Origin of the sequence: Salibacterium qingdaonense, from assembly GCF_900114715.1 — a bacterium.
GTDB classification, from domain to species: Bacteria; Bacillota; Bacilli; order Bacillales; family Marinococcaceae; genus Salibacterium; species Salibacterium qingdaonense.
Map to the genome: position 1 here is coordinate 18,017 of NZ_FOTY01000004.1, position 19,892 is coordinate 37,908.

General features: G+C 45.3%; 23 protein-coding genes. 13 read left to right on the top strand and 10 right to left on the bottom strand.

The features are described from left to right. Positions 1-239: 239 nt before the first annotated feature. Positions 240-3,002, bottom strand: a complete 2,763-nt coding sequence (locus BM058_RS04825; protein WP_090925902.1) for a PBP1A family penicillin-binding protein — start codon at positions 3,000-3,002, stop codon at positions 240-242. 87 nt (positions 3,003-3,089) lie between these two features. Further along, positions 3,090-3,683, bottom strand: a complete 594-nt coding sequence (gene recU / locus BM058_RS04830) for a Holliday junction resolvase RecU (RefSeq protein WP_090926095.1) — start codon at positions 3,681-3,683, stop codon at positions 3,090-3,092. A 148-nt stretch (positions 3,684-3,831) separates the two neighbouring features. On the opposite strand from recU, the gene BM058_RS04835 reads away from it, so the two are divergent. The 4 genes from BM058_RS04835 to BM058_RS04850 all read left to right on the top strand — a co-directional run bounded on the left by BM058_RS04835 (position 3,832) and on the right by BM058_RS04850 (position 5,980). Further along, positions 3,832-4,086: a DUF370 domain-containing protein gene (locus tag BM058_RS04835; protein ID WP_090925903.1), complete on the top strand. Its 255-nt coding sequence runs from the start codon at positions 3,832-3,834 to the stop codon at positions 4,084-4,086. Between the two features lie 150 nt (positions 4,087-4,236). Further along, positions 4,237-4,716 (top strand): hypothetical protein, encoded by a 480-nt coding sequence (locus BM058_RS04840; protein ID WP_090925904.1) that lies wholly within the window; start codon positions 4,237-4,239, stop codon positions 4,714-4,716. Positions 4,717-4,757: 41 nt separating this feature from the next. Then, on the top strand, positions 4,758-5,129 hold the full coding sequence (locus BM058_RS04845) for a YppE family protein (protein WP_090925905.1): 372 nt from the start codon (positions 4,758-4,760) through the stop codon (positions 5,127-5,129). Between the two features lie 20 nt (positions 5,130-5,149). Continuing rightward, positions 5,150-5,980 carry a sulfurtransferase gene (locus tag BM058_RS04850; RefSeq protein WP_090925906.1) on the top strand — a complete coding sequence of 277 codons (831 nt, stop codon included), beginning with the start codon at positions 5,150-5,152 and terminating at the stop codon, positions 5,978-5,980. On the opposite strand, the gene BM058_RS04855 is transcribed toward BM058_RS04850, so the two are convergent. The 4 genes from BM058_RS04855 to BM058_RS04870 all read right to left on the bottom strand — a co-directional run bounded on the left by BM058_RS04855 (position 5,977) and on the right by BM058_RS04870 (position 9,034). After that, positions 5,977-6,588 carry a trimeric intracellular cation channel family protein gene (locus BM058_RS04855; RefSeq protein WP_090925907.1) on the bottom strand — a complete coding sequence of 204 codons (612 nt, stop codon included), beginning with the start codon at positions 6,586-6,588 and terminating at the stop codon, positions 5,977-5,979. The two genes, BM058_RS04850 and BM058_RS04855, sit on opposite strands and share 4 nt — an antisense overlap. A gap of 54 nt (positions 6,589-6,642) precedes the next feature. Further along, a complete protein-coding gene (locus tag BM058_RS04860; RefSeq protein ID WP_090925908.1) occupies positions 6,643-8,319 on the bottom strand; it encodes an ABC1 kinase family protein in 1,677 nt (558 codons plus the stop codon). 56 nt (positions 8,320-8,375) lie between these two features. Continuing rightward, positions 8,376-8,705, bottom strand: coding sequence for a phasin family protein (locus BM058_RS04865; RefSeq protein ID WP_090925909.1), 330 nt, complete (start codon positions 8,703-8,705; stop codon positions 8,376-8,378). Between the two features lie 149 nt (positions 8,706-8,854). Further along, entirely contained in the window at positions 8,855-9,034 is a 180-nt protein-coding gene (locus BM058_RS04870) for a hypothetical protein (protein ID WP_090925910.1), read from the bottom strand. Positions 9,035-9,324: 290 nt separating this feature from the next. Between BM058_RS04870 and ilvA the strand changes: the two genes are divergently transcribed. The 5 genes from ilvA to BM058_RS04895 are packed head-to-tail and all read left to right on the top strand — an operon-like array spanning position 9,325 to position 12,721. Continuing rightward, complete coding sequence (gene ilvA, locus BM058_RS04875; protein WP_090925911.1) at positions 9,325-10,572, top strand: threonine ammonia-lyase IlvA; 1,248 nt, start codon at positions 9,325-9,327, stop codon at positions 10,570-10,572. Positions 10,573-10,605: 33 nt separating this feature from the next. Continuing rightward, positions 10,606-11,358: a DUF3891 family protein gene (locus tag BM058_RS04880; RefSeq protein ID WP_177195438.1), complete on the top strand. Its 753-nt coding sequence runs from the start codon at positions 10,606-10,608 to the stop codon at positions 11,356-11,358. Between the two features lie 26 nt (positions 11,359-11,384). Then, entirely contained in the window at positions 11,385-11,906 is a 522-nt protein-coding gene (locus tag BM058_RS04885) for a type 1 glutamine amidotransferase domain-containing protein (RefSeq protein ID WP_090925913.1), read from the top strand. Positions 11,907-11,952: 46 nt separating this feature from the next. Further along, positions 11,953-12,312, top strand: a complete 360-nt coding sequence (locus tag BM058_RS04890; protein ID WP_090925914.1) for a thioredoxin family protein — start codon at positions 11,953-11,955, stop codon at positions 12,310-12,312. Then, positions 12,287-12,721: a TlpA disulfide reductase family protein gene (locus BM058_RS04895; protein ID WP_090925915.1), complete on the top strand. Its 435-nt coding sequence runs from the start codon at positions 12,287-12,289 to the stop codon at positions 12,719-12,721. Before BM058_RS04890 ends, BM058_RS04895 begins: the two co-directional genes overlap by 26 nt. Before the next feature lie 91 nt (positions 12,722-12,812). Here the strand turns inward: BM058_RS04895 and BM058_RS04900 are convergent, their stop codons facing one another. Then, on the bottom strand, positions 12,813-13,541 hold the full coding sequence (locus BM058_RS04900) for a metallophosphoesterase family protein (RefSeq protein WP_090925916.1): 729 nt from the start codon (positions 13,539-13,541) through the stop codon (positions 12,813-12,815). Positions 13,542-13,735: 194 nt separating this feature from the next. Here BM058_RS04900 and BM058_RS04905 point away from each other — a divergent pair, with 194 nt between their 5' ends. Both BM058_RS04905 and BM058_RS04910 read left to right on the top strand, forming a co-directional pair. Beyond that, a complete protein-coding gene (locus tag BM058_RS04905) occupies positions 13,736-14,875 on the top strand; it encodes a conserved virulence factor C family protein (protein WP_090925917.1) in 1,140 nt (379 codons plus the stop codon). 57 nt (positions 14,876-14,932) lie between these two features. Then, positions 14,933-15,142: a hypothetical protein gene (locus tag BM058_RS04910; RefSeq protein WP_090925918.1), complete on the top strand. Its 210-nt coding sequence runs from the start codon at positions 14,933-14,935 to the stop codon at positions 15,140-15,142. Between the two features lie 54 nt (positions 15,143-15,196). Here the strand turns inward: BM058_RS04910 and BM058_RS04915 are convergent, their stop codons facing one another. The 3 genes from BM058_RS04915 to BM058_RS04925 all read right to left on the bottom strand — a co-directional run bounded on the left by BM058_RS04915 (position 15,197) and on the right by BM058_RS04925 (position 18,288). Further along, the gene (locus tag BM058_RS04915) at positions 15,197-16,180 is read right to left on the bottom strand and encodes a DUF2777 family protein (RefSeq protein WP_090925919.1); all 984 of its coding nucleotides are present in this window, start codon (positions 16,178-16,180) and stop codon (positions 15,197-15,199) included. An 89-nt stretch (positions 16,181-16,269) separates the two neighbouring features. Further along, positions 16,270-17,211, bottom strand: a complete 942-nt coding sequence (locus tag BM058_RS04920; RefSeq protein ID WP_090925920.1) for a hypothetical protein — start codon at positions 17,209-17,211, stop codon at positions 16,270-16,272. 27 nt (positions 17,212-17,238) lie between these two features. Continuing rightward, positions 17,239-18,288: a toxic anion resistance protein gene (locus tag BM058_RS04925; RefSeq protein ID WP_090925921.1), complete on the bottom strand. Its 1,050-nt coding sequence runs from the start codon at positions 18,286-18,288 to the stop codon at positions 17,239-17,241. Positions 18,289-18,478: 190 nt separating this feature from the next. Between BM058_RS04925 and BM058_RS04930 the strand changes: the two genes are divergently transcribed. Further along, complete coding sequence (locus BM058_RS04930; protein ID WP_177195439.1) at positions 18,479-18,892, top strand: DUF2203 domain-containing protein; 414 nt, start codon at positions 18,479-18,481, stop codon at positions 18,890-18,892. Positions 18,893-18,907: 15 nt separating this feature from the next. After that, positions 18,908-19,696 (top strand): NRDE family protein, encoded by a 789-nt coding sequence (locus BM058_RS04935; protein ID WP_090925923.1) that lies wholly within the window; start codon positions 18,908-18,910, stop codon positions 19,694-19,696. Positions 19,697-19,892: the final 196 nt, after the last annotated feature.

The following is a 19,892-nucleotide window of genomic DNA, read 5'->3' on the forward strand; positions in this document are numbered from 1 at the left end:
GAGCCTCCGTTTGATGGGATCTTCGGCTGCTGCTTCGACGAACAGGATGTTCTAGTGCCGGCGATGGTCACAGGACGTGACCGGTTTTAGCCGGCGAACTGCTGAAATGGCGTCGCCGCCTTCCGCTTCTGCCTGGGGTGAATTTTCTATATTACAGAAAAGGAGCTGCACCTTTTGATACAGCTCCATCACCTTTCGGATTTTTATTAGTCTATATGCTGTTACTGAAGCCTTCAACTTTAGTTCGTAGAATCGTCATCATCGGTGCCGGACGAGTCTGGATCACTGTTGTTATCTGTGCTGCTGCCGGAGGAATTGGATTGTACCTCGCTGTCGTCGTTGTCACTTGATCCATTGCTGCTGTCATCTTCCGAATCGCTGTTGTTGTTACTGGAGCCGTCATTACTGCTGTCATTGCTGCCGTCATTGCTGCTGTTATTATTATCGTTATTTTCATCATTGTCATTAGTGTCTTCATCGTTACCCGATTCATCGTTATTTGACTCATCGCTGCCTTCTGAGTCGTCTGTATTTTCGCTGTTGTCGTTCTGCCCGTCTTCGCCGTTTTCATTTTCATTGTTATCGTCTTCTTCGTTCATGTCTTCATCCATGTCTTCGTCATTTTCGGGGACATTGACCTGAACCTCTGAAGATGAACTGGATTGATCCGGTCCTTCTTCATTAACGACGGTGATACGAAAACCGTGTGTCGCACCAGTTTGAGGGGAGGACAGAGTATAACCTGTGTCGTCCTGGCTCGAAACGGTTTCGTACGAACCATTTTCCGTCCGGTGTTCCACCTCGAAATAACGCCCGCTCTGTTCACTTTGATCGTAATTCCAGGTCACCTGAATTTCATCATCTTCTTCATTATACACCGCATTTAACCCGGTGATGGACTCCGGCTCCGAGAACGTGTCCGAAATGTTTTCCGGCCCCGTACCTTCGACAAAGAGTTCCGTGATTATTTCACTTTGCGGAGTATATTGGCTGGCCCGTTGGCCGCTGCTGCGTTCTAAATCAATGGCATTGACCGAATCCGGCTTTTGAAAGCCCGGGGTATCCGTACCTTCTGATACATGGGACATAATGAGCCGGAATATTTCCTTGGCAATGTCGCTTTCTCCGCCGCTCAGGTAATTCTCGCCCCGGTCGGAGCTGAAACCGGTCCAGACGGCTGCCGTATAACGCGGGGTGTAGCCTGCGAACCATACGTCCGGATCACCCCCGGAAGGGATGCCGTACTGCTCATGTTCAGATTCAGTAAAGTTGGTCGTTCCTGTCTTACCAGCGAGCGGCAGGCCTGAAATGTCAGCTCCGGTTCCGGTTCCTTCATCGACAACGTCTTGCAGCATATCTGTGATCATGTACGCGGTGTAATCCTGCATAGCCTGCCGGGATTCATGTTCCATCGTGATTTCCCGGCCGTCCCGGAATTCGATGCGCCGTACCGCATGAGGTTCGGAATACGTTCCTTCATTTCCAAAGGCGGCATAAGCGCCTGCCATGTCAAGACTTGAAAATCCGGGATTTATTCCCCCGAGGGCAGCCGCCGGGTAGACATTTTCGATCGGCAGACCGAGCCCCCGGGCGAAATCGCCTGCCTGCTGCAGCCCGGTCTGCTGCAGCGCTTTGACGGCCGGCACATTGATGGAGTCGATGAGTGCCTGTCTCATGCTCACAGAGCCTCTGAATGTCCCGGAGTAGTTCTGAATCTGCTGATCGCCGTCTTCAGTGTACGTATGCGGCTCATCGACAAGCTGGTGATACGTGGACCACTGATTGTATTCAATTGCCGGACCGTAATCGAGCAGCGGCTTAATCGTGGATCCGGGCTGGGCGCTTCCGTTGCTCGCATAGTTGAATCCTTTGGCGATATCCTGACTCTGCCGGTTGCCGACCATTGCTTTAATAGCACCGGTTTCGGTATCCATTAATGTGAACCCAACCTGGAACTGGTCACTGCTTGGATAGTTATCGATGTGCTGGTTCGTATTAATAACTTCTTCGGCATACTTCTGGGCATCAGGATCAAGCGTGGTATAGATTTTCAACCCGGCAGAATAAAGCTCATTGGAAGAGATACCTTCCACATCTTCCATCTCATTCTGGACGTGGGTGATAAACGAATCATATACCAATCCTTCCTGTGTCGGATTATAATCGAGCTGATCATTAATATTAACGGATTCGGCCTGCTCTGCTTCTTCGCTCGAGATGAAATCATTTTCCTGCATCAGACCGATAATCATGTTTCTCCGTTCTTTGGCGGTTTCCGGATTCTGAATGGGCTCATAATGGTTCGGTCTTCTCGGAATAGCCGCAAGAAGCGCAGCGTCTTCGATGGTTAATTCATCAATATCTTTATTAAAATACACATCTGATGCTTCACCGATACCGTAAGCCCCTTGTTCAAAATAGATCATGTTCAAGTACATCTCAAGGATCTGCTGCTTGGAATACTGCTGCTCCAGCCGGATGGCAAGGTACTGCTCCTGAACTTTCCTTGTAATCGTCTTATCCGGTGACAAAAAGGCGTTCTTTACGACCTGCTGTGTAATGGTGCTGGCACCTTCCGCACCAAAACCTTCGGATACGTTTGCGGCCAGTGCACCGAACACACGAATAATATCAATCCCGAAGTGATCATAAAATCGTGTATCCTCTACAGCAATAAACGCTGATTTGGCATGTTCCGGCAGGTTATTAATATCTATGAGATCGCGGTTCTGTCCGGCCTGAAGCCTGGTCACCTGCTCGCCGTTCTGGTCATATATCTCGGCTGCTTCGGAGAGAACGAGTTCTTCGGGATCAAGGTCGGGTGCATTGCTGATCATAAAACCCGCTGCGATACCTCCTCCGAGTACAAGCAGCATTCCAGTGATAAATATAGCAAGAATTATTTTCTTAAAGACAGAGCGTTTGCCTGATGTTTTCCTTTTTTTGCCCGAGGTCTGCTGTGCCCGGCGTTTTTCCTGTCTCGAGCGGTAATCCTGGCTCATGGTTTGTTTTCTTCCTTTCTCTTAAGATGTTTCATTTTGGCATGGGTTTATCACAAAATTAGTCGGCCCATGCTCCAAAACGTTACATTATGAAAAATAAATACGATCGATGATGTCAAGGTAATCTATGCGCGGGCTGTATTTAAGGGGAATCATATGACCGTTTTCCCTTATATCCGGCAGTGGTATGGATTTTCGTTCCTTTTGTTCAAAATACCACTCTATAAAACGGGCGGCATCGTATAAATACGTCTCTTCAAGAAGCGTGAAACGAATAATTAAAAACGCGATTCCCTCGTGTCGGAGCACTTCACTCATATGCTCCATCTGATGGGCATGGATGTTGCCAAAAGGAAAAGAAGTTTTATTTCGTGTTTCTTTTGCTTCAAAATCAATATAGCGGCCGCGGTAAATACCGTTATAGTCTGTTGTCGACGGCTGTTTAAAATAAGCTTCGGTAATCTTTGCAGCACTTCTTTTCGGATAGTCGACATCCACAATTTGCACGGGGGTGGGTTTCTTATGAATAACAGCTCTTCCGGTAGACCGGTAGTACTGGTTTGTATCGTTAAGATCCTGCTCCAGTGTCATCCCCCGATTTCCAAATAAAGGAGGGGAAGGGGAGGTGTGCTGCCGGCGGGAACCGGTATACTTTTTCCCGCCGGGGTATCGAAAGGCCATAATACCACCTGCTTTGCTGTATTTCATTTCTCCATCATAGCATATACCTGCCATGGAAAGAACCATCTTTCTTCACACAAAGGGGAAAGTAGACAATGGTGGGGAGACTCATGTTATGATGAAATGGTAAGGGAGAGTGAAAGAATCAATGAATGAGAAGCCGGTTAATCTTGGTTTTGGCAATATGATGCCGCCTGAACGAATTATATCCATTGTCAGCTCGGATTCCGCTCCTACGAAACGGTTGATTCAGGAAGCCCGGGACAGAAAAATGCTGATTGATGTAACAAACGGTAGAAAAACAAGGAGTATTATCCTTGCAGATAGCGACCACGTTCTGCTCTCCGCGATTCAGCCTGAAACGGTGGCACAGCGGTTAAATGAAAATGAAAGTGGTGGTTAGTGCGAAGCTTCGGTTCATACCGGAGCTTTTTTTGTAGATTTCAGGCTGATTTATACCTCCTTTTTCGAATAAACACTAGTTCTGTCAGTTCGGCAGGGTTTCTTTTTTCCAAAGAAGAAAGAGAGAAGCAGGAAAAAGGAGGAATGCAAAATGACAGAACAGTACTGTAAAACAAAAGACATTGCTCTGCGTCTTCAGATTTCACCGGCCACCGTTTTAAAATGGGTCAAAAAATACCGTATCCCTTACACCGTCAACGCAAGTGGTCATTACTGCTTTGCCGAAGATACTGTTCCAGAATTTCTGAAAATCAAAAATCAACATCAGCAGGAAGGTTCACGTGCAGTGGAAAACAGTGAGCATGTAAGCCGCTCTGTTATGCTGGATCGACTCGCACAGACAGAAGAAAATGTTCAGATACTGGAACGGATGATTATGAACAAAGCAGACGATATAGTGACTTTTCAAATGGTGGAGCAGCGCAGGAAAATAGAAGCGTTGACGAAAAAAATGGACAAGCTGGAAAAACAGATGGAGGAGCAGGGGCGTGCGCCGCGCCGGAAACAGGAAGAGGCGGCCGGTATGCCTTATTCGAACCATCCGCCGGCAGGACTCTTTCAGTTTGAATGACCATTTCCTCGTGATAAGATGGAGATAAGGAGGAGACGGATATGCAGCAGGAACAAAAACAAGAACTTCATACGACCATACAATTGTTAAAAAAGTATAATGACGAATCCCTTCAAAATTTTACAACAATAGCACAGGATCCGGAGTATACGCCTGACTTCTACGAAGAAGTCAAACCATTTGCCGACCGGATGAAAGAGACGGCCGATGCTTGGAAACCACTGGCCGAACAATGGATTATAGAAGAAAAACCCACTTACTTTTACTTGAAGCAGATTGATGATACGCATGAGAACATGTGCATCTCTTCCATACGGTCATTTCAATCTGATACGAAAAAGAAACGGTTTCGGGAGATGATTCAGTCTATTGACTATATTTTAACCGGAATGGAAGAACAGCTTCATTTATAGAACAAAAAAGGGTGATAACAGTGAAGTACATTGTAGAACCTGAATGGGTGGAGAAGGTACGGAGCAGACAGGACGTACGTATCGTAGACTGCCGTTTTCAGCTTGGGAAGCCTGAGGCAGGAAAAGAGGCATATGAAAAAGAGCATATACCTGGTGCTGTCCACATGGATCTGGAAAGAGATTTGAGTGCAGCGGAGGGCCCATATGGAGGCAGACATCCGCTTCCGGACATGGATCAATTCTCAGAGAAGGTATCAGAAGCAGGTATTAATCATGATACCGTTGTGATAGCTTATGATGATCAGGGAGGAGCGATGGCTGCACGGTTCTGGTGGATGATGATGTATGCTGGACACGCCCGGACATTTGTATTGGACCGTCCGTTTTCGTTATGGAAGCAGGAGAGGTATCCTGTTGAAAGCCGGCAGCCTGAAGTAAAAAGAAGAGAATTTACGACCAGTATTCAGCCGCAGATGCTCGCATCCGTAGAAGAAATGAAATTGGCGCTTCATGAAGCATCGAGCCGGATCATCGACGGGCGTGATGAAAAACGCTACCGCGGAGAGGCGGAGCCGGTAGATCATACGCCCGGGCACATTCCGGGCGCAGAACATTATTTCTGGAAAGATGTACTGAATGAGAATCAAGTCTGGAAACGTCCGGAAGAGCTTAAAAACTACTTTCATGAGCTTCCGAAGGAGGAGAAGATTTATTCCTACTGTGGGTCGGGTGTAACGGCATGTGTAAATGTGCTGGCCCTTAAAGAAGCCGGCTATGAAAATCCGCGGCTCTATGCTGGAAGCTGGAGTGACTGGATTTCCTACAGGGATCTTCCGGTAGAAAAAGATTAATGCTGCTGTCTTATTGGGCGGCTTCTTGGAAGCCGCCATCCGTAGTGTACAGACAGCATTCTGGCAGCAACAATCAAAGCAAGCATTGTTATGTAGCCCGGCATGGAGGAAATCCATCCCATACCGATACCGATACCGGCAGGAACTGTCCAGGCGATGTAGATTTCCTGGCGCAGAAACAGTGGTTTTCTGCCTGCCAGCACATCCCGGATCATTCCGCCGCCGGTACCGGTTAACGCGGCAGCGGCTATGGAAGCACTGAGCGGCAGGTTCATTTCAGATGCGTAGATGGCCCCCTGAACGGCAAAAGACCCCAGTCCGATGGCATCAAACATAAGCCCCCATTTTCTCCACGTTTCAAATAAAAACCGCGGCAGCAAAAATGCAATCGTCATAATGACAAAAGCGGTGAGAAACAAAGCTTCCTGTTCCCATAGATTAGTGATCGGAACCCCAATCAAAAGATTCCGCACAGCTCCACCGCCAAATGCTGTCACGAACCCGAGGATATAAATTCCCATTAGATCATATTCTTCTTCCATTGCAGCAAAAACACCACTTAATGCAAAAGCGGTAGTGCCGATAATATTGAGAATGTCCCACGTCACCCGGGGCCGCCTCCTTTGTTAACAAAAATACCCGGCCGTTTGAGGCCGGGATATTCAAAATCGTCCGGATTTGAATATAGCATACAAAAGCCATAAAAACATAATAAATGAAACGATGAAACTGACTTCAATGACCGGCAGTGTAACGAGTGGAGAAGAGGAATCTCCAAACGTAGACCCGACGATCAGACCGACCATGATGATGCTGAACGCAAGCAGTATGATGCTGAAAGAAAGACGGTTGCTGATCCGGTCCATTTTATTCAAAAAGATATTCATCTTCGGTACTTTCATCTCAATACCGACGTGGCTTTTGTTTAATTTGGCGAGTGCATCGCGGAATTCTCTTGGGATATCGAGGAGGTAATCCCGCTGCCGCACTCCTTCTTTCCACCAGTCTTCAGCGATGTTTTTAGGGTTTAACTGTTCCATTGCCAGTTTCCTGCCGTACGGCTCCGCTATTTCAACAATGCTGAGATCCGGATCAAGATGTTCGATGATGCTTTCGAAAGTGATCAATGCTTTGGCCAACATCGTATATTCTTTGTAAATCTGAATCTCGTACCGATGGGATGTTGCAAAGATGTCATTAATCGCTTCACCGAACCGGATATCCTGAAAAGATTTCTCGTAGTATTTGGAAAGCAGATAATATACATCTTCTGCAAACTGATCGTGATCAATTGTATCCGGAATATCGGCCATTTCATATATGGCCGCAGCTACCTGATCCGGTTTTTTCCGGGTCATGGCAATAATATAATTGATGAATTGACGACGCATTTCTTTATTGAGCCTGCCAATCTGTCCAAGATCAATCAGCCCTGCCGTTTCATAGCCGGTGAAGATAATATTTCCGGGATGCGGATCGCTGTGAAAAAATCCGTCCACCATGACCTGGTGAAAGAAAGCGTCTGTGAGGGAACGCGCGATTTCTTTTTTGTTAAACTGTTTATCGGTATGCTCAAGTTCGGAAAACTTTGTACCATCAAGAAACGAAATGGTAAGCACCCGCCGGCTCGAATAGGATTCGAATACCTCTGGAATCTCGAGAGCAGGGAACTGTTCCATGTTGGTTTTCATTTTCTCAGTGTTTCTTGCTTCGACGTAGTAGTCTACTTCATCCCTTATGGCATCTACATATTCCTCGATAACGTCCTGTAACTGATAATACCTTGCCCATTGAAACCGCTGAGAGAATAGTTTGGCAAGGTCTCTTAGTATGTCAATGTCTTTTTCTATTGTTTCCTTGATATGGGGACGTGATACTTTGACAGCCACGTCTGTACCGTCGTGGAGTCTGGCTTTATATACCTGGCCGATGGAGGCTGCAGCGATCGGTTCGTTGGAAAATGATGCGAACAAATCTTCCACACGATGTCCAAGGTCGTGTTCCATAATCTGCTGCGCCTTTTCAAACGGAAAAGGAGAGACTTCATCCTGCAGTTTCTGCAGTTCCTCAATGATGGATGGAGGAAAGATATCTTCTCTCGTGCTTATCATTTGACCAAGTTTTATAAATGTAGGTCCGAGTTCTTCCAGCACTCTGCGGATCCGCTGTCCTACCGAGTGCATGTTAACATCATCTGAGTTTGACGCCATGCGTTTTGGAAGGGACAAAATATGGAACAGACCTACTTCCTGCAGTACATAACCAAATCCGTGCCGGGCAAGAGTAGCAGCTATCTTTCTGTAGCGGTTCGCATGTTTAAGACCTCGTGATATTTCCATGTAACAATTCCTTTCCAGGAATATAAAACCTCTAATTGGCTTTTTGATTTATCCATTCAGTCTTCGTTATTGTCCGGTGCGTTATCTTTATACTGTTCAAGTTTATTTTCCAGCTCATGAAGTTTGGTTTCAATCCGTTCAATGTCGGTATCCGAGGCAAGTCCCAGGTCCCGGAAGGCATCTCTTGCTTTATCTTTTGAGCGTCCGCTCCAGTCCGATTCCATATGTTTCCCGCGTTCTATCAGTTCTTGTTTCCACTGCTCGGCTTCCCGTGGTGTAATTCTGCCGCGTGTAACCAGATCGTCAATATACGTTTGAACTTTTTCTTTTCCGTAGGAAGCAGCGCCGAGACCGAGAAAAAATCCTTTTTTCAGCATATCATTCATTACATTTTCCTCCCCAGTTTTATTTTCAGCAGTTTCGTTGTGTTTGGCTGTATGATTTTCTACAATAGAAAAGAACGTCCTGAAAAAGGCTCACCTGAAAATAGAATACTCTATTCAGACAAGCCTGCAGGGAAATATAATTAAAGTCCTTACCCGTTGTCGCGGAGCATGGAATAAATGAAGAATACAAGGACGATCACCGATATGACAGACAGTCCTGCTATTAAGCTGTTGTCCGCGTCATTCCAGGCGTTTACCGAGGATGCTGATGCTGCAGCCGGTATAGTGAAGATCATCAGGGCAAGCAGTACTGCACTGAGTCTTTTCATTAAAAAGGCCTCCTTCATTGTGTTGTCTTTTATGTACATTGGTTAAAACACTTCACCTTAGTATATGATTATCATACATGGTGAAGCAGAAAAGAAACAATAGTAATACCTCTTTTTATTATATCCGCGGAAACACAATTTATCAATCCGCAAACGGACATCTTCACGTTCATTTCAAGTGTACGGAACAGTCGTTAGGGCGTACGTATCATGTTACAATAAAAAAGTGTATAAAGAAGTATAATGTAAAATGTATCCGGAAATGCAGCGACAGGAAAGGAAAATGAGAAATGCCAGGGATTCATATAGAAGACATCATAATAGCCAATCAAACACTAAAGGATGTAGTCACACATACACCACTGCAGAAAAATCAGGTTCTTTCCGAACGTTATGGTGCCAATGTGTATTTAAAAAGAGAAGATCTTCAGGTTGTACGCTCCTTTAAAATCCGTGGGGCTTACTATCTTATGCAGAGTTTATCAGAAGAAACACTTAAAAATGGTGTGGTATGTGCGAGTGCAGGAAACCACGCCCAGGGGGTTGCCTATTCGTGCAAGGCGCTGAAAGTAAAAGGAAAAATTTTCATGCCGACGACAACCCCGAAACAGAAAATAGGACAGGTTAAATTATTCGGAAAAGAATATGTCGATGTCGTTATCACCGGTGACACGTTTGATGATTCGTACCAGGAAGCGATGGCGTGCAAAGAGGAAAACGATATGGCTTTTATTCATCCGTTCAATAATGAAAAGATTATTGCCGGACAAGGTACGGTAGGAATGGAAATTATGAATGATATTGAAGAACCGATTGACTATTTGTTCTGCACGATTGGCGGAGGCGGACTCATTTCGGGCATTGGAACGTACGTTAAATCGATTTCGCCTGAAACAAAAGTGATCGGCACTGAACCCGGTGGAGCTCCGGGCATGAAAGAGTCAATTGAAAAAAGTGGAGTGGTGGAGCTTCAGGACATGGACAAGTTTGTGGACGGTGCGGCCGTGAAACGGGTCGGTGATATACCTTATGAAGTGTGCCGCGGTCTGCTTGATGATATTTCTCTCGTTCCGGAAGGGAAAATCTGTTCAACGATTCTTGAATTGTATAACGAAAACGCTCTGGTGGCTGAACCTGCCGGTGCTATGCCTATTTCAGCACTCGATTTTTATAAGGAAGAGATTAAAGGAAAAACTGTTGTATGTGTTGTGAGCGGCGGGAATAATGATATCGGCCGTATGGAGGAAATGCGGGAGAAATCACTCCGCTACGAAGGGCTGCAGCATTATTTTCTCATCAACTTTCCACAACGTGCCGGTGCGCTGCGTGAATTTCTTCATGAAGTGCTTGGTCCCGATGATGATATTACGAGGTTTGAATACACAAAGAAAAACAACAAATCAACCGGACCGGCCCTTGTTGGTATTGAACTGGCCGATCCCGGTGATTATGATCAGCTTATTAAGCAGCTGGAGAAGAAAAACTTCCAGTATAACGAAATTAATAAAGAAGAAAGCCTTTTTCATTTTCTCATTTAATCAAGGCAGAAGAAGAGGGAGGAGGGCAGAATCTTGATTATCAATGAAGAGGAAACTTTCTATGAATGCATACCTCAGCATGAGCATGCCCGGATTTCTGGTGAGATCATAAAACGATGGGCGGATGAAGCTGTGAGACACGGCCCGTATTGGAACGAGCTGGTTCTGGCTGTCCGGGAACACGACCGGGCATGGATTCCACTGGACAAGAATCCGCTTACGGATGAAAAAGGCTTTCCTTATGACTTCACCAATTATCCGGAAAAACCAAAAACGGAGGCGTATCAGCGGGGTGTTCTCGAAACTGCCGGTATACACCGCTATTGTGGTCTTTTAGTCAGCCGGCACTATGCTGCTTTTTTTGAAAAAGCACTGACAGAAACCGGGACCAGGTTTCGTAAGCAGGAAAAAGACCGGCAGCAGAAATGGCGCGTGGAGCTCCAGGAGCCGGATACGGAAGATTTTCATTTGAAGCTCCTGCAGTTTTGTGATGACCTTTCCTTGTATTTGTGTACGAACATTCCGGGAGCATCTAAAGAGAAAGAAAACACTTGGTTCAAAAACGGGTTCCGGCAGCATTTTGATTTTCTGAACAAGGAGACGATCCAGGCGGAATTCAACGGAAAGCAAAACGTGCGTGTCACTCCTTTTCCGATGCAGACTGCGCTTGACATTGCCATCCACGGCAGACAGGTTTTAAAAGAAGAAGCAGAGGAAAAAGGGTTTTCCGAGGCTTTCCAAAAAAGCGCCCTGCACACAAGACATTTCCGCGTGCATGGTGGATAATTGAAGGTTGTAGAAAGGAGAATAAGATGTCCTTAGACAAAAAAAGAATCATTGAGCTCGTTGAGGAAGATTTTGAAGATCTGGAACTCTGGGTGCCGGTTATGAGACTAAGGGAAGAAGGAATAGATGTTGTATTAACCGGAAAAGAAAAAGGGAAAATTTATTATGGTAAACACGGGGTTCCAGTGGAAGCAGAAGCTTCGTTTGATGCTGTTTCCCCCGCAGAATACGACGGAATTCTCGTGCCCGGCGGCTGGGCGCCGGACAAACTGAGGCGCTATCCGGAAGTCATTGAAATGGTGCGCCATATGGAACATCATCAAAAACTGATAGGTCAGATATGCCATGCCGGATGGGTTCTTATTTCGGCGGATATCCTTACTGATAAGAAAGTGACGAGTACCCCGGGCATCAAAGATGATATGAAAAACGCAGGAGCCGTCTGGTATGATGAAGAAGTGGTCATCGACGGCCACCTTGTATCCAGCCGGCGTCCGCCGGATATACCTGCATACTGCCGGGGGCTCGTTCAATCGCTGAAAAAGTGACAGCCAGCAAAACAAAAGTCGATAGATCCGGATTAGAGGAGTTATCATGAAAGAAGTTTCTGCACAGGAAATCCAGGCAATAACAAACAATGGCAGAACAGCGGCGGTTTTTTTCTACACTCCATTATGCGGAACATGTCAGATGGCATCGCAGATGACAGGTTACGTGGAAACTATTTTCGATGCCGATTTCCTGCAGGCTGATATAAACACGATGCCTGTTACCGCCCAGGAAGAAGAGATCCGCAGTGTGCCCTGTCTAAAAGTGTTTAACGAGGGCAGAATTGTACGTACAATCTATGCATTTGAATCGATCCCATCTTTGCTGAAAAGACTGCATGGTCTGCTGCCGCTGATGGAAATAAAGGAGGAACAGGACAATGAAGGAAGCGAAAACAGCACCTGATTTTGAACTTTCAACGCTTGGCGGGGAAAATCAGGTACGCTTACATGAATGGAAGGGTAAACCGGTAATGCTTACATTTTGGGCATCATGGTGTCCGGATTCGCACCGTGATCTCGCAAAAAAACAGTCTTTTTATGAAAATCTGGATCAGGATAAGATTCAGTTTCTGACTGTTAATGTAACCGGCAGAGAAGGATCTGCCGAAGCTCCTGCCCAATTCATGGAGGAGAATGGATATACGTTTCCGGTGCTTTGCGATGTGAATACGAAAACGTATGATAAGTATCAATGCATGGGTGTGCCGACAACGTTCATTCTTGATGAAGACCTCCGCATTATCAATCGTTTCAATGATAAGGCGGCTTTTGTTGATATCATTAAAGGAGTGGAACCCTTACTGGTCCGCTGATAAGGTAAAAAAACGAAGCCCGGTTCCGGCCGGACTTCGTTTTTTACGAAATACTTTATATTTTCCAGAGGCTGCACGGGGAAATAACGTCTTATGACGGCTTTGTTCCATTCTTAATGACCTGTTTCATCTGGCTGCTGTTTGGATAATCATTGGCATCATACTGCGCGGTTACCCGCTCGTTGTCATAGTCAACCCGGTGAATGGAAGCTTCAAATTCACCATTTTCAATGTGAAGCAGAACGTAAGACGGCCGTGGATCACCATCGAAAGGAAGACCTACACTGCCGGTGTTGATGAATGTTTTTCCACCTGCTTTTCGAATGTAGGGGGTGTGAATATGACCGTAGACAACAATATCGGCGTCCGGCTCGGTGCCGAGTGTATGAAGAAGAGCTTCATCGGAAGCGTCGGCAGAAACAGCATCAAAAAGGTTATCCGGTACAGCGTGAAAGGCATGAAGGGTGACAGATTCATCATACGTATCCAGAAAGTGCTCCGGCAGCTGATCCAGATAATGAATATCATCACTGCTCAGGCGTTCTACCGTCCAATCCTGTTCCTGGTTCATAAGCGCAAGCGCAGAGTCTGGAACTTCTCCTTCCCTGACTCCGCGTACAACCCACTGGTCGGCATTACCTTTCAGTACTTTTGCAGGGGTGGAGCGGACGGTTTCCAAGGCGTTTTTAGGTTCAGGTCCGCGATAGCACAGGTCTCCAAGAATGTACATTTGATCAATATTCTTCTCTTTTAAATCATTCAGCACTGCTTTCAGCGCGCGGGCGTTACCGTGGATATCAGACAATAATGCAATATTCATAAAAGCATCCTCCTTTAAGCAAAGATTCAGAGCTTTCTTTTTCATTATACATGAGACAACGGAGCTGTCATAACGATTTTCACAGGATCCGCCCAATTGGAAGAAACAATAATCATTGTGTTACAATCATTCATATCTATAACTCAGACGTGCCGGACTTACACATATCATATAGTAAAGAGAGGAGAGAGACGATGAACATTATATCCATAGAACCAACCCCAAGCCCTAATACGATGAAATTGATTATGGATGAATCGCTCCCGTCAGGGAAAAGCAATAACTATAAAGCAGACAATAAAGAAGAAGCACCGGACTTTATCCGGCCAATACTCGAAATCGAGGGGATTACGGGGATCTACCATGTGTCCGACTTTATGGCTCTGGAACGTCATCCTAAAGCGGAATGGGAAGGACTGCTCGCTCAGGTGCGGAGTATTTTCGGAGAGGACGCTGAAACAAAAGAGACGACGATGGAAATGGATGATGCGTTTGGAGAAGTGCAGGTGCAGCTGCAGATGTTTAAAGATATTCCCATGCAGATCAAGGTAACATCCGGAGATGAAGAAAAACGAAAAGGGCTTCCGGAACGCTTTCAGGAAGCTGCGTTTCAAGCTCAGACCGAAGACGATAATATTGTTATGCAGCGCCGTTGGGAAGATCACAGCCGTCGTTACGGCGACAATCTCGATGATATAGCGGAAGAAGCAGCAGAGGAAACATCAGCTGCTTATCCCAAAGAACGCCTTCATACTCTCGTGCAGCTTTCTTTGTCAGGGGAAGAGAATGCCCGCGAGTTTGAAGATCGGTTTATTGACGTGACACCCGAAATGCTGGATGATCCGGATTGGCGGAGCCGGTATGCCGCGCTGGATAAAATGAATCCAAAGGAAAAAGATCTTCCTGTTCTTGAAAAAGCGCTGCATGACGAGAAGTCATCGGTCCGAAGACTTGCTGTAGTTTACATTGGAATGATTGAAAAGCCGATTATTCTGCCGCTTTTGAGACAGGCAATGGATGATAAATCCGTTACCGTACGTCGAACAGCTGCCGACTGTTTTTCCGACTTGGGAGACCCGGCAGGCATACCAGCTATGATAGAGGCACTCAACGATAAAAACAAACTTGTGCGTTGGAGAGCGGCCATGTTTTTGTATGAAGTAGGAGATGAAACAGCCATAGAGCCACTTCGTGAAACCGCGAACGATTCTGCATTTGAAGTAGCCCTGCAGGCTGGTCTTGCTCTGAAACGTATTGAAGAAGGAAAGCAGGCTGAAGGTTCGGTCTGGAAACAGATGACCGAAAAAATGCAGGAAGATAAAATGAAAGAGTAGATTGACTACTGGATGAAAGCATGGTTTCATCCGACTGAAAAGAGGGAGAAGGGCACTATGACGAAAGAGGAATTGAAAAAACAGCTGCAGGAAAAGGAAATGAAAGAAGCGCTGGAACTGCTTGAAGAAGCGGAGCAGGGTGAACTGGCCGAACTGGAACTGGTGGAGTCCCTTGGTCTGCTTCGTGATGAACATTTGAATAACACGCTGATCGAAGTACTGCAAAACGAAGGTGTGGAAATTATTTATATCCCTGCAGAAGAGTAGTAGAAAAACGCTTCCGGTTGTCCAAAATGGATAACCGGAAGCGTTTTTTACTTATCAGGATTCGTGGTCTTTGGAGTAGGCGCTTGTGTAAGTGGAAATTCGGCGTACTCCGTTATCGGCTGTAAACTCAAATCGATCATAGACGTAATCCTGTGCATCGGATTTCAGCACACGCTCATAATGGTGCTGGACGACCAGTGTAGATGAAGTCGACTGAAACATTAGAAAGTTGACTCCCTTAAAGGTGGAAGTTCCTTCAGATTGCAGCAGTTCATGCAACAGACGATTGTGGCAGTCCATTAAATCAGACTTTGAGAAACCAAAGTTTTCAAGGTCCTGCAGCAGACTTCGGCGGGATGGGTGTTCCAGTTCATTCAAAAGAATCGTGAAAGGCTGAAATTGTTCGGTATGAATACGGACATTGTCTCCTTCATTCAAAGTGACCGAAGCTCCCGTTTCGTCTTTGAAAGTGAAATTCCGGCTGTGGGAGACTGAATGCCATTTGCCTTTAATCTTCACTTCAAACTCAAACGGACAACCTTCAAGTTCCAGTTCATCTCCATAAATTGGTTCATAAAGGAACGGACGGCCCTGCTGTTTTTTTATACGGTACGTGACATAGGCAGGTGCCTGTTCTTCGTGTTCCTGGTTGTTTTCTTCAGGTGCTTCCTCAAATGAGGTTTTTACTTCTTTCCATGTTTCTGCTTCAGATGTGGAAGCATCAGCCGCAGTATAAAGATCTTCGATAACCTGCTTCAAAGCAGTCTTAACAGTAGCATCAAAGTCACCTTCCGGCTGGTGTCCGGTGCTGTCAATTTTACTCCCGGGGACAACTATACTTTGTTCCTTCATTTGCAAAATGACCTCTGATCGATGAACAGCTGGTACGTCAAACAGGCCTGTAATGGTCACTTTTCCGGACCATATCTTTTTCGGCGGGGTCTGGACTTCTTCCAGCCTGCCAAAATATATCCCGTCTTCTCCCTGGTCTACGAGGACCGTGCTGCCTATATGTTTGGAAGCTTCTTGGCGATTCATGGTAACCCTCACTTTAATAGTAACTTTTCGTTCGATATCTATCTTTATTATACGCAATCGAATGCAGTTTCAGCAAGCCTGACAACCGTTTATTCCGAAGGGGTATTCCTTTTTACCGGGTACCTGCGTTCATTTAATTCAATAAGCTGTTCCATCTGCTCTAATTTGGTGTGCTCCGTTTTTTCCCGCAGCTTTCCTACGTTCACTTCCATTTTGACGAGAGCTTCATAAAGCTGTTCTGTCTGTTTCTCCTGGTTATCGGAAGAAAGAGATAAAAAGGTGTCCACCAAAGAGGGAATATCTTTAGTGAGCATACGTTTTACGGTGTATCTGTCTTCCACATCAAGTGTATCAAACAAATCACCAGTCCGCCGGATTTCTTCCATAAGACTGGAGAGGCGGTTATTGATTAAGGCGGGCAGTTCCTGCCATGATTCCGTCTTTTTCTTTTCAAGCTCCATCAGCTGATGAAATGGTTCTTCACCGGAATGAATAAAATCTTTTTCTCCTGATGGTTCGGCATCTTTTTGTTCTGTAGGAACAGGGGCAGGGTTTTGATTTTGGATCAAATCTCCGAGCAATGCATCATCGAGCTGCTCGAGCTTATCAAAAATACCCTGAAAGTACGTTGACTGCTGAATGCTTCGGACAAAAGTCTGTCCGTTTTTGATATACTGCACCGTTGCCTCTTTACATCGTTTCTGCCGGTTTTTAGGAAGGTAGGCTTTACGGAAGTATTCAATAACAATCCTTTTCTTAATGGCGGCCCCGGATTTATGGTTTTCGTAACTTAGGAGCTTCATCCGTTTCTGATTCACTTTGAGACGGAAATGAAATGTATCCCCGTTTTTTTTGAAATTCTGAGACGATTTAATCTGTCTACCGTATTCAATTAAACGATCCAGAGCTTTCTCCGTTTCCTGAACGATGACAAGACCGTGCGCGTCAGAAAAAATGTGATCATCCACCGGCCGCATGTGGTCCGGCAGAAACCGTTCCAGCCATGGATGCAACAGCCAGTCTTTAGCCAACTTGAATCACCTTTTTCATATAAACTATTATTCGAGTAATTTTGTTCTCATTTCTTCATTAAGTTCATCGAGTTCCTGGATGAATTTTTTACCGGACTGGACGATACGCTCGTTGGACTGCTCTGTCATTTCAATAGCGGCGTTAACGTCCTCGTAGGCTTTACGGAATGTTTCAATCGCAACAGCCGGTTCTTCCAGAGTTTTCAGGGTATCTTCGGTATTTGTTTTAAGCATCTCAGCGTTGCTCAAAATCATGTTTTCTGTTGCTTCGTTGACATTTTGCACCGCATTGATTACTTTTCGCTGGTTGCCCAGGGCAAGCTGAATAGAAGCTGTCACTGTAATAATATTTTTGGTCATCGTAATGGCGTTGAAAATGGCTTCTTCCAGTTTTTCATTATTATCCAGAATAAGATCAACGGAAGCAAGAGACTGTTGCAGCACCATGACTGCCTGATGCATATTTTTAACCCGGGTTATTACTTTTTCCTGCCCCTTCTGGAGCGGGGAAGGATTATCTTTCCACTCGTCTTTGGTCATTTCCTGTTCCAGCATTTCATTGAGCTGGTTGCCCGTTTCGATCTGTTTCTGGAGTTCTGTGATTCGTTCCTTTGCAGTTTCTTTCAACTGTTCCAGCATCACATTGTCTTCCTGGAGTTTGTCACGGCCGGAAAGCAGAGCTTCAATAATGTTTTCAACCTGTGCTTCCACCGTTTCATATTTTCTGGCGTATTGTTCCATCGGACTTCTCCCGAGCAGCTTATTCCATGTTTTTTTCAGCCGGCCTTCTTTGAGGTATTCCGGCTCGAGTTCACTAACCATTCCCTTCAGCTCATGGAGTTTCTCCGGAAGTTCGTTATCTTTTTGATTCATCATTTCCCGGACCGGCCGTTTCAGTGCATCAAGAGATTCACCAGCTTTTTTCTGTTCCGGCTCGCCAAGGCTTCCGATTGAGGAGAGCAGATCGTCTGAGTCTTTCTCCTGTCTGAAGCGTTCCAGGTATTTTTCCGCTTCATTCACGGTTTCTTTTGCACTTTCGGATAAAACAGAGTTATTCTGTTCATTTTCACTGGTCATAAGGCTTCCCTCCTGACAAAGAATCGATTAAATCCTGTTTGCCCGATCATTGATTCTGCTTATGTCTATATTATATCATTTTTTGACGGCCTTCGTAGCACATTGCTTTTCATTCCTCCATATTTTGTGTACGATAACATTTACAATAAGATTCAAAATTACAGAATTTAATCGGAAAAAGGAGGTTAGAATGTTCAGGAAATATTATGGTTTAAAGGAAGCCAATGCCGTCCTTCCAGATGTTCGGGAAGAAATCGTTCATCTGCAGCACCTGCAGCATGAATATAAAAACAGTTATCACCATCTTCAGGCAGTAAAAAAAGGCAGGCTGCAGGAAGGCATGAAGTATAAAGAAGACATTTTTGTACTGGAAACTGCCATTGATTTTATGGAAATTCAGGCTCTTCACCTGATACAGCAGCTGGAATCATCAGGCATCTATATAAAAAGTATTGAAAAAGGTATTGTCGATTTCCCGGCACGTCTTCAGGGTAAATCTATTTTTCTATCATGGAAACAAGGAGAAGAGTATATCTCCAACTATTATGAGTGGTCCGAATCGATCGATCATCGAAGAGCTATTGGTAAAACCGATGATGACTGACAGGGGGCAGGACAGATGTGTCTGATAGGAATAGGATACCGGATTCATCCTGATTATCCATTGATTGTTGCAGCAAATCGTGATGAGTTTTTTGACAGGCCGGCCGCTTCCCTGCACTCCTGGCCGGATTCACCAATTATAGCGGGGAAAGACCTGCAGCAGGGCGGGACCTGGATGGGGGTCACTAAAAGCGGACGATTTGCTGTTGTAACCAATGTGAGAGATCCGGGAGAAACAAAAGCACCGAAATCCCGGGGGGAAATAGTGAAAAGCTTTCTCGAAACGGATTATCCGGACCGTTTCTTTGAAAGCCTGCAGCAAAACCGGCATCAATACGGCGGGTATAACGTAGCAGGCGGGGGTCCGGATGGGGTGTACTATGCGACAAACCAGACATCGGACAAAAAAATAGCACTTACTCCCGGAATATACGGGTTAAGCAATGCATTTTTAAATACGCCCTGGCCGAAAGTGGAAAAAATCAAAGCGGACTTTTACAGGCTGCTGAACACTTCCGGTGCATCGATTGGAACAGGAGATTTTTTTAACATGTTATCCAACTCAGAAGAGGCAGATGCCCGCCGGCTTCCCGACACTGGTGTGGGACAAACCCTTGAAAAAAAATTGTCACCACTGTTCATAAAAATGGAAGGGTATGGAACACGTTCTCAGACAGTGTTTATGCTCTCGAAGCAGGGCAATGCTGTTTTGGAAGAAAAGACATACCTCGAGGATGCTGAATTGTCGGAACATACAAGATTTGAATGGAATGTGAAAGAGAGTAGTGCGCCGAGAGATAATTGAATATTTTTTCTTTATATATTATAATTATGCATATTCATTTCCGTGTTTTGGATAGTCAAACTAGAGGGAGAGCGCAAAGAAACCGTTTACAAAGAAATAAATCTTTGTTATATAATTTGCCGAAATGTCAGAAAAATGATATGCTTTTGTATATTACTTTTTAAAAAGAGAGAGCTGCCAACGGTCAGCAAGATTT